The following is a 14,407-nucleotide window of genomic DNA, read 5'->3' as shown; positions in this document are numbered from 1 at the left end:
ACCATTATTTTTTACTCATTATTTCCATTTCGTTGGCGGCTAACAGGTACGCACCTACGCCTTTTGGATCGTTGTCAATTACCTTTTCACTGAGATAGTATTCATAGCTGCCGTCACGATAGGGTTCGCCTCCAAGTCCCGCTACGCTGACGGTACCGCCAAGGGTGATATCTCCCTCTTTATTTTTCCGGATAARCTGCTTCAGGATACCAGCATAGCCTTTTATAGCCACCTGCCTGTAGCCATCCGGGAGATACCCTAAGCGGATACCTTTCGCCAACGCGTATACGAACATGCAGGAAGCAGATGCTTCCACATAATTACCTTTGCTGCCTGCTCTGTCCAGTACCTGGAACCAGCAACCGGTTCCGGCATCCTGGTATTTCTTCACGGCAGCGGCTGTACGATTTAAGATAGCGATCAGACTGTCCCTGCCGGGATCTCCTGCCGGGTAATATTCCAGCGCGTCTACGAGCGCCATAGCATACCAGCCCATAGCCCTGCCCCAGAAATGCGGTGACTGGCCCGTGCTTTTATTGGCCCAGCGCTGTTCCCGCGATTCATCCCAGGCATGGTACAATAAACCTGTTGCTGTATCACGTGCATGTGTTTCCATCAACACAAACTGCCGGGTAATATCGCGGAAGGCACTGTCTTCATGAAACAATGCCGCATATTCTGCATAAAAAGGTTCCCCCATGTAAAGACCATCTAACCACATCTGGTAAGGATAGCGTTGTTTGTGCCAGAAACCGCCGTCATGCGTGCGGGGTTGCCCGCGCAGCTGTTCCCGCAGCTGCCCTGCCGCCAGCTTATATTTGTCGTTGCCGGTAGCTTTATACAATGTCAGCAGTACCCGGCCATTCTTGATATTATCAAGGTTGTAATCTTTCTGCCGGTACGTACGGATATCACCGTTATCTCCTATAAAAAAATCCATACGCTGTTGTATATACCGGAAATATTGCTGATCATGGAATCGCTTCCATAGCCCGGTAAATCCTTCCAATACTACGCCTTCATCATAGGTCCATTTTACCGGTGTACCAGGATGCAATACGAGTGAGTCTTTCCAAATGCGCATGACCGTAGCCGCCATACCGGCAGCACCGTTTTGGGCCTGCGTGGTGAGCATATTGATGAACAACAGCCCTGCGATGATGATTCTCTTTTTAAAACGCATGATCTTCCGTTGATTTATTTTTAGTATCCCGGTAATGACAACTGTCTCGTGTAATATCGTTGACGTTGCGGGTTTGCAAAGGAGGCGTACCGGAGGACGTCAGCAGATAGACATTCCTGAAATGTATATTGTCCGCCTCCAGACAACTAATCCCTTCCTCCGCCTTTATCACCAGGTTGCGCAGGAAAATATGGTCGACAGGCATTTCCGGCAGTCCACGGATAAATACCGCTTTCTTAGCTCCGCTACATACCACATCATTGATGTAAAAGTTGCGGAACCGTGGTGTCGCCTCTGTTACCGCCAGCTTTTCTACTTTAGGTGCGGCCCTTTTTTCACCTGACAATGGCACCGGATCTTTAGCTGCATAATACATGTCAAACAGGATGGCTTCTCCCGGGATATCTTTCATGTTGATACCGGCGGCATAAATATTCTCCACTACACCACCGCGCCCACGCGCAGTTTTAAACCGCAACCCGATATCGGTACCCAGGAAAGAACAATCAGACACATAAATGTTGCGTGCACCACCAGACATTTCACTGCCTATTACAAAGCCACCATGTGCATGATAAACGGTACAGTTATGCACTATCACGTTCTCTGTAGGCTTACCACGTTTACGTCCCTGTTCATCCCTGCCGGATTTGATACAGATACCATCGTCACCTACATCAAAAGTACAGTCCAGGATCTGTGCATAGCTGCATGACTCCAGGTCTACCCCATCGCCATTTTGCGCGTACCAGGGATTTTTAGCATAAATGCCTCTCAGCGTAATATTTTCACAGAGTAGAGGATGCAGGCACCAGGCAGGAGAATTTTGGAAAGTAACCCCTTCCAGCAACACATTTCTACAGCCGGAAATACTGATCATATTAGGGCGCAGGAAATCTTTGATACCAGCATAGTCCGCAGGTTTACTCCCTGCAGTAATAACACCGGCCTGGTTGGTTTTAGCACCCAGATAAGATAATCTGGATGGATACCAGGTAACACTGTCTTCCCCCGTCAAACCACCGGAGGCCACCAATTTCTCCCACTGCGATTGCGTGAGCTTTGCCTTTTTTACAATTCGCCACGCATCACCGCCACCATCCAGGATACCATTACCGGTAATGGCTATATTTTCCAGGTCGTTGCCGGAAACCGGTGCCTGACAGCGCACCGCAGCCAGCCCTTCGTAGGTAGTGGAGATAAGCGGATACTGATCAAAGTCGGTCGTAAACTGCAACACGGCATTTGCCGCCAGGTGAAGATTAACATTATTCTGCAACACCAGTGGCCCTGTGAGCCACAGCCCCGGCGGAATCAGCACCACTCCGCCACCTTTGTTGCTACAGGCGGCCATCGCATCATTAATGCTTTTACTATTCAACGTGATACCATCTGCTTTAGCACCATAACGCAGGATATTGAATGTATCCTTCCTGAAATGCGGTTCATAGATCAGCGGTAGTTCGTAACTGTATTTATTTTCGAAGGCGGTCTTTTTCAGGTAGACCGACAACGGTAGGTTTTTCGATTTGATTTCCCCAGCTATCAATGCGGCTATCTTTGCGGCACCATAAGCAGAAAAATGGGTATTGTCTGTAATGCCCTGCGGCAGAGAGTTATAATGTCCGGCAGGTGTAGTTTTAAACATTTTCACGGAACCCGTTTCTCCTTCCCGCGTCAGCAGTGCTGCACTACTTTGCTGGAGGTCCAGCAGCGGAACCTGCATCGCCGCAGCTACAGCTTTTACTACTGCAGGGTACTCGCCGTGGGTATCTTCCAGAATACCATTGGTAAACTTACGGCGGGCTACAGGTGTAATAAGCACCGGGTTTGCTCCTTTGGCGCGGGCTTCTTTTACAATGCGTTCCAGGTTCGTTTTATAGGCTCCCTGTGCTGCGGCATAGCGGGTACTATCACTTATTTTAGCATCGTTATGTCCAAACTGGATCATCACCCAATCACCGGGATGTAGTTGTGCAAGCACCGTATCCCAACGGTGTTCATCAATAAAACTTTTGGTACTGCGACCGTTCACAGCATAATTTCTTATGCTCATACCTGGTTCAAAAAACGTTGGTAACAGCTGCCCCCAGCCACGTTCGGGATTATCGGCCAATGGCTTGTCTGCCATGGTGGAATCACCGATCAGGAATATAGTGGGTTTGGGACCGGCAGGTGCCAGTCCCAATAATGATAATAATAGTATCTGTAGATATCTCATTAGTTATATTTATCGTTCTGCTTAAACTCTCCCTTATTGGTCACGGCATCAATCTGATCCTGCGGAATGGGCCGCACGGTATGGTACGACTGGAAATATTTATTGGCGTCCGGATTATGGAGCGCAATTCTTTCCGCAAGTTTACCGGTACGTTTCAGGTCGAACCAGCGTAGCTGCTCTCCTGCCAGCTCCCTGGCTCTTTCATCGAGGATAAAGTCCAGACTGATATCCGCTGCAGTAATTTGCATGGCTGCTTCCTGACCGGGAATAGCGGCGCGTTTGCGGATCACGTTAATGTAGTCTGCCGCCCTGGCTGCGTTGCCTAATTTAAACTGTGCTTCTCCGGCAATCAGGTACATTTCAGCGAGACGAATAATAAATGCATCGCGGGCACTTTGTTCTTCGTTCAGGGATGCCCGTGTAGGGTCATCAAATTTCTGCAGAGATACATAGTGCGTACGATCGTTGCCGCCACCTGCACTATTATACACTGCGTTTCTATCATATAACCGGTACCTGGTTGTTGCTGCCAATACGTCCTTACTACAACATACAGCCGTATCTCCCAGCTTCATACCTGCTGGTGCTGTTTTAAGATTATTGCAAAGCCATACCTGTTTGAAAGAAGCCTGGTAGCGGGCATCTGCTTTGTCATTAAAGAGGTTTAACAGGAACAACGTAGGCATGTAACGGTTAAACGGACGCTGGTTCAGCACATCACGCTGCATCCCCGGCAGATCATCGTACTTCATGGCAAACATCAGGTGACCATTGTTGGCGCCACGGGAGTGTCCGTTCGGAAAGAGTGTTGCATCTGTACGGTCATCGAATACCAGGTTTTTCATATAGTTAACTGCCCAGATCACTTCTTTATTTTGCAGGTTATCCATGCGCCAGAGATCCGCATACTTTGGTAATAACGTATAGGTGTAATTATTAATTACTTTATCAGCCAGGTCAGCGGCCTGCTGGTTCATACCACGGGTGAGGTACATTCTCGCCAGAAAGGCTTCTGCCGCAGGTTTGGTAACCCTGCCATAATCGGTAGTAGTAGCAGGCAGGTTATTTACGGCCACATCAAGGTCAGCAAAAATCTGTTTATAGAAAGTTTCTACCGGCGTACGGTTAGCAGTGGTGATGGCACCGGAGGTTTCCTCCAGGGTAAAATGTACAGGCCCCCAGGTTTCCACAATATGCCAGTAGTAAAAGGCCCGGAGGAAATGCAATTCCGCATTGCGTACTTTCTTTTTATCTGCTGCAAGACCGGCTTTATCGATGCGCGTGATGCCGGCATTACAGAGATTGATAGCAGCATACAATTGTTTCCACAACCCACTCATCACCGTATTGCTGGCCTGCAGGTTGTTGTAATTGGTGATGTCGGGATATTTATCACCGGTACCACTGGTCCATATATCCGTTCCCATTTCTGCCATACTATATCCTTCTTCCTTTCCATACCACCAACGGTTATAGGTATACGCTGCATTTACCAGTGTTTCAAATCCTTCCGGCGTGGAATATACCGCATCGGTGGTGGTGCCGCCGGGGTTATATTCTTCCAGCTGTTTGTTGCAGCTGGCAAGACTTGCAACGGCTATGGTGAGTATGATAAAGTACTTGTTTATGTTTGGTTTCATAACTGCTTTTTTGAAAATTAAAACTCAACATTTATTCCTGCCACATACATTTTGGTGAGCGGGTTGCTCAGATCACCACCTCTTTCCGGATCGTAATCTTTTATTTTGCTGAAGGTAAAGAGGTTCTTACCGGTTACGTATAAACGAAGACTACTGAGGTGCAGCGGTTTCAACGCCTGAGCGGAGAAGGTATACCCCAGAGATAGATTGCGGATCTTCACAAAAGAGCCTTCTTTATAACCCAGTGTTTTAATAAACGGCGTGCCATCTTTAGAGAGACTGGCATTCGGGCGTGGATACTCGTTGGATGGATTTTCAGGTGTCCAGTAGTTAAGCGGGGCGCTGTTTTCCAGGCCCTGTGGATCAAATTTGGCGGCATATTCCGAATTGATCCACTGCCCTATACGAGCAAACACATAAATGTTGAGATCAAAATTTTTGTAGCGGAAGTCGTTATTTATGCCACCACTCCATTTAGGCACCTGCGCCCCCAGGATGATGCGGTCAGCAGAATTGATAACCCCATTACCATCCTGGTCTTTCACGCGGATATCGCCGGGTTTGTAACCGTATTTCGTGGCCTCCCCCGCATCTGCTGTTTGCCAGATACCAATTTTCTGCTGATCGAAATACACTTTCACCGGAGATCCGATGAACCAGCCGTTGGCCACATCGTTGGTACTGCCATCTGCCAGTGCCACGATTTCTTCTTTGTTACGGGAGTACACGATGTTGGAAGTCCACCTGAAATCAGCCGTAGCAATATTCGTGGTATTGATACCTATTTCAATCCCTCTGTTACGGGTTTTCCCAATGTTTTGCATTACAACGCTCACACCGGAGGAAGTAGGTAAAGTACGCAGCAGTAACAGGTCTTTGGTTTGTGTATCATAGTAATCGATGCTACCACTGATTTTATTGGCGATGATACCGAAATCGAGTCCGATATTTTTAGTGGTAGACAGTTCCCACTTCAACCCCAGGTTAGCCGCCTGATCACCGATGGCATAAGCCATGGCGGCATTGGTATCATCGAAAGAGAATGGAATTTTAGTGAGGTAGGCCGTGCTGGAGTAAGGAGGTACCGCATCATTGCCTGCTATGCCATAGCTCACCCGCAGTTTCAGATCGCTCAGGAAAGTTTGTGACTTCATGAACTTTTCATCACTGATACGCCATGCCGCTGCCACGGATGGGAAGAAAGCCCATTTATTACCAGGCGCTAATTTAGAGGAGCCATCGGAGCGCCCCGTGAGTGATAACAGGTATTTTCCTTTGAATGCGTAATTCAAACGGCCTGTAAAAGAGATCAGTTTACTGGCCTGGAAGCTGTTACGGATAGCAATGCCGCTCACACTATTTTGCAGCGCATAATACAGTTGAGAGGGCAGCAGCTGTCCTTCTCCCTGCATGAGGGAAGAATCGCGCTGATCTGACAATACGCTGGCTACGCCGGTAATCCCGAAGGAGTGATCACCGATCGTTTTATTATAGGTGGCTACGTTTTCCCAGCTTAGATACCTGCGGGTATTGCTGTTGGACTGGGATCGCGAAGTAGATGCAGTGGACCGGTCAATGGAACTTTTAGATGCAAAGATGCCTTGTTTTGCATTTTCCAGGGTTACACCAAAATTAGACCGGAACATAAATCCTTTGAAGGGAGTAAGTTCCAGGTAAGCATTGATAAAGGTGCGGGTAGTGCGTGTAATGTTCTGATAGGCATTCGGTTGTTCATCTGCCAGCGGGTTGATAGCGGACCCGCTGTTAGGGAATAATACGAGGTTGCCGGCAGAATCATAGGGAACACCCAGCGGAATATACTTATTGGCCTGATTCAGCGGATCGCGGCGGGCACTCTGATCATAATAAGTGATCTGGCTCTGTACACCTACTTTGATCGCATCATTAATGGTTTGATCAATGTTTAAGCGGGTAGCATAGCGTTTCAGGTCATCCAGTTTCAGCAGCCCTTTTTCGTTAAAGTAATCAAAGGAGAAATAGACTTTTGTTTTTTCTGATCCTCCGGAGATGCCTGCCTGGTAGTCCTGCTGTAAACCTTTATGCAAAAGCTCGTCAGCATAATTTGTCCAGATATTATTTTTGATTTCATCCAGTTCAAATGCGTTGAATATTTTGGAATCATCGGCGGGGCTGGCCCATCTGCCGGTGGTGCGGTTCGCTTCGCGTTTCAATGCCGTATATTCTTCCCCGTTACTCATGCGGGGATAACCGTTTACTTCCGATATGCCGGCATAGGAACTGATATTTACGCGTGGTCTGCCGGCTGTACCTCTTTTGGTAGTGACCATGATAACGCCGTTGGCGCCTCTGGAACCATAGATAGCTGTAGTAGATGCATCTTTCAGCACTTCCATTGATTGGATATCATTCGGACTGATATCCTGGATATTTTCATACTGAACGCCATCAACGATATATAAGGGGCCATTGCCTGCTGTAATAGAGCGGTTACCTCTTACCGTGACATTCACTTTAGCCCCGGCAGCACCGCTGCTGCGGGTAATGTCCACACCTGGCAGTCTTCCCTGCACCGCTTCCATCACATTGGTGGAAGGCACTTTTTTCAACTCCTCCCCTTTTACGGATACCACCGCACCGGTGAGATCGCGTTTTTTCACCATGCCGTACCCTACTACTACAATTTCATCCAGTCTTTTATTATTCGATTCCATTTTTACTGTCATATTGACATTATCCGCTACTATAGTTACCGGGGCGTATCCTACGTAACTGAACAACAGTTCCGTTTTTTTCCCGTCTGGCACCTGCAGCGTAAAATTTCCATGTGTATCTGTTTGGGTTCCACTGGTAGTTCCTTTCACCTGTACACTTACAAGTGGCAGTGCATCGCCGGAGGCTGCATCTGTCACCCTCCCTTTTACGGTGCGGGTCTGTGCAATCGCCCAGCCGCTAAAACCCAACAGCAGCAAGCAAATAAGGTAAATTCTTTTCATAACGTTTGGCGTGAATTTAAATGGCAAATAAAGGTTGTGCTAATCGCTATTGATTAAACGTGGTGATTTGTTGGTTGAAACAGGAGCGCTTTTTTTCTGTGTCGTGTGATTACAAGTCTACAGAACTATTTATTAATCGTGAAGTTTATTTACGCAATCGTTCCCGGAAAAATCAGTACTTTCACCTCCTACCTGAATGCCGGAAAACATAGTCCGGAAGCCTTATGAAGTATAAAGCAGCTACTATAAAAGATATTGCGCAGGCACTTCACCTGTCTACTTCCACGGTATCACGTGCATTGCGTGACAGCCATGAAATCAGTGCGGCCACCAAGCAATTGGTACTGGAACATGCTGCACAGTTGAACTATCATCCCAACCCTATTGCTTTAAGTTTAAAGGAGAAAAAAAGCAGGTCAATTGGCGTAATCGTATCCGAGATTGCCAACAGCTTTTTTTCGCAGACAATTAACGGAATTGAATCAGTTGCTAACGAGCAAGGCTATACGGTCATCATTTCCCAGAGTCATGAATCTTTTGAAAAAGAAGTAAGAACATTACAATACCTCGCTTCCCGTTCCATAGATGGCCTGCTGATCTCGGTATCCAGTGCGACTAAGGACCTGACGCATCTGAAAGCGCTACATCAATACGGTTTTCCCATTGTATTCTTCGATCGGATTGTAGAAGATATTGCCACGCATAAAGTAATGGTGGATAATTTCCAGGGAGCGTATAATGCCACTATGCATTTGCTTTCGCAGGGATACAGGCGTATTGCCTGTATTACCAACTCAGCGCATCTTTCCATTACCCGTGAACGGGTGGCGGGATATATGGCTGCATTGGAAAAACACGGTATCAAGCCCCCACCTTCGCTCATCAAATATTGCTTCCATGGCGGCATGCTGCTGGAGGAAGTAACAGATGCCGTAGAGGAGCTGTTGAAAGAAAAGAAACGGCCGGATGCTATTTTTACCACTTCAGATAAGCTTACTACAGGTTGTATGCGTGCGCTGAAAAAAGCGCAGGTGGCCATCCCCGGTGAAATGGCGTTGACAGGATTTTCCAATTCAGAGTTGATTGAACTACTGCATGCGCCACTCACCGTAGTGCGGCAACCCGCCTTTGAAATGGGACAGGTGGCCACTCAATTATTACTGCAACTGATAGAAAGCAAAAGGCCCGTGAAAGATTTCGAAACGCGGGTATTGCAAACGGAATTATTGATTCCTCCGGTGGCACCAGCTAAAAAGAAACGATAATCGCGGTAACTATTTATCTACTCTCCACCAGTCCACATCAGCCCAGCCTGCATCGTTTGTTTTAACATTCCTGGTACAGCACAATCCCATTTTGGCACCTATCCATCTGCCGGCAACGGCGGTAAACGGTGCTCCTGCATCGTGAAATGTTTGTCCATCGCGGCTATAGCTGAACTGACAAACAGCGCCTTCTCTCACCTGCACCCTGAAAAATATATCCGTGGACGTTATCTTTTCCAATACGGTAACCGTTTCGGGATGGCCTTTGTCTGCCTGTTTACAGCTGAATCGGGATAAATAAATGCCGTCTGCTTTTTTCACGAGTGATAGTCCGGCGTAATCGCTCCCCATTACCAGCATGCTCATACGATCTCCTTCCTGTCTGGGTTTAAAGCGGCACTTCACGGTAGCACTAAATGCCGGCGCCGGAAATTTCTGCAGGAGTACATTAGGTACTTCCCACAAATTCCGGGCGCTGTCGGGCTGTTGCGCTGCAAAGAGACGCAGGCTGCCATGCGCAGCAGACGGGAAAGCCCAGCCGGCAGCCGGATTCGCCTGCCATTGCCATTGCAGTCCCAATGTGCTTTTATTAAACTCATCTGACTCCTGTGGAGTGGCCAGCGGATAAGTGCTGCCTACATCTGGTTTACGGCAACTGAGTACGGGTTCTCCTTTGCCATCACCATCTTTGTCTATACCTATCACCGGCCAGTTATTCACCCACTTCATCGGCTGTAGATGAACAACCCTGCCATACGCCTCCTGATCCTGGAAATGCAGAAACCAGTCGCCCCCTTTTGGCGTTTGTACCCAGGCGCCCTGATGAGGTCCATTGATCGGGGAATGCCCCTGATCCATCACCGTTTTACTTTCGTAGGGACCATAAATATTTTTCGAGCGCAATACCAGTTGCCAACCTGTGCTAACGCCACCAGCAGGTGCGAAAATATAGTAGTACCCACTACGCTTATAGATCTTGGGGCCTTCCAGTGTAGGTTGATCGTCATGTCCATCGAATACCAGCACGCCTTCATCAAGCGCTTTAGTACCGGTGGCATTCAACTCTTTTACTATGAGGATACTTTTAATACCGGCGCGACTACCTGCGTAAGCATGCACCATATATACGTGTCCGTTATCATCCCATAGAGGGCAGGGATCTATCAGTCCTTTACCGGCAACTACCAGTTCCGGTATACTCCAGGGACCTGTGATCTGCTTTGCTTTTACCATATAGATGCCGAAATCGGGATCCGGGTAATAAATATAAAACTCCTTATTGTGATAGCGGATAGCGGGCGCCCAAACGCCGTTACCATGCTGCGTTACCGCGAAATGATCATAGGGTGGCTGACGCAGTAAAGCATGCCCGATAATACGCCAGTTGACGAGGTCTTTGGAATGCAGGATCGGCAAGCCCGGAACGGCGTCAAAGCTGGAGGCTACCAGGTAATAGTCGTCTTCTACCCTGATGACATCGGGATCGGAATAGTCCGCATATAGTACCGGATTCTTATAAGTGCCATCTCCATTATCAGCTACCCATACTTTCGACACTTCTGATACAGATTGTGCCATCACCGGTGTGGTTGCCAGCAGGCACCACAGACAGGCTGTTATCTTCATAATTTAAATTTCCAGTCTCCGAATATATATTCCCTTGTAAATTGTTTCGCTTCCTTTTTGGTGAGTTGCCGGCTCCATCTTACCCTCCCCGCCGGGTTGGCACCGGGGCCACGACTGTTATACTCTGCGTAACGGGCCGTTTTTTCATTCGACTCTTTTCGCCAGTTGTCCCAACCTTCCGGCAAAATGTGTGTGCCCATGTAACAGTCAATCCAGGTAGTGCTGGCGTAGGGCCGCCAGGGCCGCCCCAGGTATACTTTGGTTACGCCGCTGTCTGCAGTCAGTGTACAATCTTTAAATACATACCCCACCGGGCATGTTTGCAGTGTAGCCGCTGCCGTAATATAGGAGTTTGTTTTATTGTTAATAAGACACTTATAAAACAATGCAGCCGCATAGCCAAAAATGAAATCGGTACTTCCTTCAATGTAACATGCTTTGTAGTATTGTCTGCAGTAAAATGTTCCGGCCAGCAAAGTGTCCTGGAAACCCAGCATACGACAATGCACAAACGTAGCCCTGTCGCCCCGTACGCTGAGCGCCACAGCCTGTCCCGCTTTTACGCCGGCAGTATTTTCGAAGGTGAGGTGTTCTGCCCTGAAATCGCTGGCAGAAATCATACAGGAGGGAGAAGAATAGGTAGTGATGCTATCACCGGCAGCATTGCGCATGCCTGCATGATCATCGTAGGTGAGAATCGTTTTATTTTCATCTTCTCCTATTAACGTAACAAAGTCTTTGGTGGAATCCAGCTTTATTTTTTCCCTGTAAATGCCATTTCTTATGAAGATGCGTACAGGTATTTTGTTGTTAAGGGGTATCGCATCTAATGCCGCCTGCACGGTGGTATAATCACCGCTGCCATCTTTCGCGACTGTTTTCGCTATCGTTTGCGCAGAAAGGAAGAGACTAATGAACAGGCCTATGGCTGTTAAGATAGTTTGTTTCATAGCGTGGTATTGAATTGCACCCGTCAAAATAGCAAATGGGGTGCAGAACTGCGGGGATATTTACGCAATCGTTCCCGGAGTATTGGCAGATATGTCAGGAACAGTTCTTTAATAATCCGTGCAAACAAAACCCTCGCTCGCCCGACAGTAATTGGTAGATTAAGCGGTTATAAGTAGTAAAAAACTGATATTTGCGCTACACTAGTTACAATTAAGCAATCATGGAAACTATTCACATCAGAAAGGCAATATTGGCTGACCTACCCATTCTGCTTGAATTTGAGCAGCATATTATCAACTCAGAACGGCCCTATGACCCGACTATAAAAGACGGTATTTTTCATTATTACGATATTGCCGCTATGATCGCCGCTTCCGATGCGGAAGTACTGGTGGCGGAGTATGATGGCCAGCTGATAGGCTCTGGCTATGCACGTATAAAGGAAGCCAAACCCTATCTTACATTTCCCCAATATGCATACCTGGGATTTATGTATGTAGAACCCGCACACCGGGGTAAAGGGGTCAACAAGCTGATCGTCGAAGGACTTAAAGCCTGGGCATCCGCACAGGGAATGGTTGAAATGCGGCTGGAAGTATATGGCGGGAACGAGGCTGCCGTTAAAGCTTATGAGAAAGCCGGATTCCGCACCAACCTCGTAGAAATGCGATTACCACTGTAATTTTTGAGTTTGGCATAATTTTCGCTAGCTGGCTGTTAAAAGGATTTTAACCATGAAACAGTTACTTGTAGCCTTAGCAGCAGCAGTCATTTTCTTTTCCTGCAAAAGCAATGCTGATAATGCCGCCGCTATAGAGAGCGCGAAGAAAGCCACCATTGATTCCATGAATAATGTAAGTTCCATTAAACAACAGGTAGTGGATTCAATGAATAACTTAAAGAAACACAGACATAATACTTCCAACGCTGCTGTAACACCAGGATATGCCGATGCAGAGATGAACAGTCCCGCTCCGGCAGCACCAGCTCCAGCAGCCCCAGCAAAGAAGAAAGGTTGGAAAGGATGGAGCCACACTGCTAAAGGCGCCGTTGTAGGCGCAGGTGCAGGTGCCATTACCGGAGCAATTGTAAATAAAGACAGACTGAAAGGAGCCGCAATAGGAACCCTGATTGGCGCCGGTGTAGGTGCAGGTACAGGAGCCATTGTGGATCATAAGAAAAAGAAACAGGGGCAGTAATGCTTTGATATAATTTTGAAAAGGCGCATTCCAGTGGATGCGCCTTTTTTTGTGTATACTATTAGTGGATGCTGAATGCTTATAAATCAAAGTTTTCAACTTTTTTCAATATTCTTTAAGTGCCCCATACACGCGCATTTGTCATTGTCAAATCCCTACTACACTAGCTTTGAATATTATATAATCCCCATTACACTCCCGTTAGATAATCTTCCAGCTGTCCCGAAAACACGTTCCCCGAATTATGTTATATTTATAGTAATCAAAATAATCTCCCATGGCAAAACAAATGTCTATCATTCCCTTTACGGGAAAACTCGGCCCTCTCATTGGGTATAAACGCAATGGCAACTACTTCCTGCGCTCCATGCCGGAAAGCGTGCAGCAAACGGCTGCCACCCGCCGCGCATCCAGACGCTTTGGCATCGCCAGCAGAAAAGGCGCTTTTATCCGGCATGCTTTCTACGGCCACCTGGATATCCACTGTGATGGTGCCCATATCAATCGGCTGAACAGGCTGCTCATTGCTGCCGGCGATCATCACGAGGCTATCACTGGCTTCCGCTTCAATCAGCATACCGGAGTAGATCGTTTTTTCCCGGTGGCTCCCCGGCTTTTGAGTAACGGAGTATTAAATATTCCCGCACAAACCATCGACGGGTATAAAGGTATTACTGCACTGGAAGTAAAAGTGATTGCAACACGTATTGATTTTATATCACATCAGGTGGCAGGTAGCGAAACGGTCACACTAATGATAGCGCCGGATACCACTTTCCAGGAAACAAATGTTTCACTGGAGGTACCCGGGGAGGGTTCACTGGTAGTAGTTTTCCAGGTAAGAGCCATGTACAAGGACGGCCCATCCAACAGCAGACAATACATGGCCGCCGATATTATTGCGGTGGCAGCGCCACGGGTACCCAAATATGCTCATAAACGTACCTACCCAAAGCGGACAATATTGCTTCCGGGCCTCACCTATCCACATAAATATACATCCGTCATTCAACTGGAATAAAGCGATCCTTGCCCCTGGAGATATTTTGATAAATAATCCCTTTGTACCTGCTTCCTTTAAATACTACCTCTCTTTCCGCAGCTACAGCCTGGCACTGAAGCAGCCCTCCTATGGCCGGTTCTCACCTCTTTCCATTTGTTGATGCGATTTCATCGGGATTATACTTCCGGACGTCATCCCCGCATCAAGTCCACCTCTGCTGCACTGCTTCTATAGGTACTTAGCGGGTGCTAAGCATAGCCTGGACGGAATCTACATAATGGCAATACATTTTGTGGGTAATACTGATTATAATGATGAGGGTTCTTAATGAGATAAAAACTATT

10 protein-coding genes are annotated in these 14,407 nt (G+C 47.4%); 4 read left to right on the top strand and 6 right to left on the bottom strand.

Translation table 11 applies throughout. The features are described from left to right. Positions 1 to 4 precede the first annotated feature (4 nt). From AB4Z08_RS22710 to AB4Z08_RS22695, 4 genes are read right to left on the bottom strand one after another with little or no spacing between them, the layout of a single operon-like run. A complete protein-coding gene (locus AB4Z08_RS22710) occupies positions 5 to 1,183 on the bottom strand; it encodes a glycoside hydrolase family 88/105 protein (protein WP_441576079.1) in 1,179 nt (392 codons plus the stop codon). Further along, positions 1,173 to 3,404 (bottom strand): glycosyl hydrolase family 28 protein, encoded by a 2,232-nt coding sequence (locus AB4Z08_RS22705; RefSeq protein WP_441576078.1) that lies wholly within the window; start codon positions 3,402 to 3,404, stop codon positions 1,173 to 1,175. Before AB4Z08_RS22705 ends, AB4Z08_RS22710 begins: the two co-directional genes overlap by 11 nt. Next, on the bottom strand, positions 3,404 to 5,044 hold the full coding sequence (locus AB4Z08_RS22700; RefSeq protein WP_441576077.1) for a RagB/SusD family nutrient uptake outer membrane protein: 1,641 nt from the start codon (positions 5,042 to 5,044) through the stop codon (positions 3,404 to 3,406). The genes AB4Z08_RS22705 and AB4Z08_RS22700 overlap by 1 nt, the downstream gene beginning before the upstream one ends. Before the next feature lie 17 nt (positions 5,045 to 5,061). After that, positions 5,062 to 8,019, bottom strand: a complete 2,958-nt coding sequence (locus tag AB4Z08_RS22695) for a SusC/RagA family TonB-linked outer membrane protein (protein ID WP_441576076.1) — start codon at positions 8,017 to 8,019, stop codon at positions 5,062 to 5,064. A 224-nt stretch (positions 8,020 to 8,243) separates the two neighbouring features. On the opposite strand from AB4Z08_RS22695, the gene AB4Z08_RS22690 reads away from it, so the two are divergent. Further along, complete coding sequence (locus AB4Z08_RS22690; protein ID WP_441576075.1) at positions 8,244 to 9,284, top strand: LacI family DNA-binding transcriptional regulator; 1,041 nt, start codon at positions 8,244 to 8,246, stop codon at positions 9,282 to 9,284. A 9-nt stretch (positions 9,285 to 9,293) separates the two neighbouring features. Here AB4Z08_RS22690 and AB4Z08_RS22685 read toward each other — a convergent pair whose 3' ends face one another. Continuing rightward, positions 9,294 to 10,910, bottom strand: coding sequence for a glycoside hydrolase family 43 protein (locus AB4Z08_RS22685; RefSeq protein WP_441576074.1), 1,617 nt, complete (start codon positions 10,908 to 10,910; stop codon positions 9,294 to 9,296). Then, positions 10,907 to 11,860: a pectinesterase family protein gene (locus AB4Z08_RS22680; protein WP_441576073.1), complete on the bottom strand. Its 954-nt coding sequence runs from the start codon at positions 11,858 to 11,860 to the stop codon at positions 10,907 to 10,909. The genes AB4Z08_RS22685 and AB4Z08_RS22680 overlap by 4 nt, the downstream gene beginning before the upstream one ends. Before the next feature lie 221 nt (positions 11,861 to 12,081). Between AB4Z08_RS22680 and AB4Z08_RS22675 the strand changes: the two genes are divergently transcribed. The 3 genes from AB4Z08_RS22675 to AB4Z08_RS22665 all read left to right on the top strand — a co-directional run bounded on the left by AB4Z08_RS22675 (position 12,082) and on the right by AB4Z08_RS22665 (position 14,081). Continuing rightward, positions 12,082 to 12,543 (top strand): GNAT family N-acetyltransferase, encoded by a 462-nt coding sequence (locus AB4Z08_RS22675; RefSeq protein WP_441576072.1) that lies wholly within the window; start codon positions 12,082 to 12,084, stop codon positions 12,541 to 12,543. 52 nt (positions 12,544 to 12,595) lie between these two features. Continuing rightward, entirely contained in the window at positions 12,596 to 13,060 is a 465-nt protein-coding gene (locus tag AB4Z08_RS22670; protein WP_441576071.1) for a glycine zipper domain-containing protein, read from the top strand. Between the two features lie 277 nt (positions 13,061 to 13,337). Further along, complete coding sequence (locus tag AB4Z08_RS22665) at positions 13,338 to 14,081, top strand: hypothetical protein (RefSeq protein WP_441576070.1); 744 nt, start codon at positions 13,338 to 13,340, stop codon at positions 14,079 to 14,081. Positions 14,082 to 14,407: the final 326 nt, after the last annotated feature.

Source organism: Chitinophaga sp. RAB17 (genome assembly GCF_052114225.1).
Lineage (GTDB): Bacteria > Bacteroidota > Bacteroidia > Chitinophagales > Chitinophagaceae > Chitinophaga.
Note: the sequence above shows the minus strand (reverse complement) of the source record. Positions and strands in the feature narration are given on the sequence as shown.

Excerpts from the sequence above, each read along its gene's own strand:
- AB4Z08_RS22705 (WP_441576078.1), bottom strand. The coding sequence starts at position 3,404 with ATGAGATATCTACAGATACTATTATTATCATTATTGGGACTGGCACCT.
- AB4Z08_RS22700 (WP_441576077.1), bottom strand. The coding sequence starts at position 5,044 with ATGAAACCAAACATAAACAAGTACTTTATCATACTCACCATAGCCGTT.
- AB4Z08_RS22695 (WP_441576076.1), bottom strand. The coding sequence starts at position 8,019 with ATGAAAAGAATTTACCTTATTTGCTTGCTGCTGTTGGGTTTTAGCGGC.
- AB4Z08_RS22690 (WP_441576075.1), top strand. The coding sequence starts at position 8,244 with ATGAAGTATAAAGCAGCTACTATAAAAGATATTGCGCAGGCACTTCAC.
- AB4Z08_RS22685 (WP_441576074.1), bottom strand. The coding sequence starts at position 10,910 with ATGAAGATAACAGCCTGTCTGTGGTGCCTGCTGGCAACCACACCGGTG.
- AB4Z08_RS22680 (WP_441576073.1), bottom strand. The coding sequence starts at position 11,860 with ATGAAACAAACTATCTTAACAGCCATAGGCCTGTTCATTAGTCTCTTC.
- AB4Z08_RS22675 (WP_441576072.1), top strand. The coding sequence starts at position 12,082 with ATGGAAACTATTCACATCAGAAAGGCAATATTGGCTGACCTACCCATT.
- AB4Z08_RS22670 (WP_441576071.1), top strand. The coding sequence starts at position 12,596 with ATGAAACAGTTACTTGTAGCCTTAGCAGCAGCAGTCATTTTCTTTTCC.
- AB4Z08_RS22665 (WP_441576070.1), top strand. The coding sequence starts at position 13,338 with ATGGCAAAACAAATGTCTATCATTCCCTTTACGGGAAAACTCGGCCCT.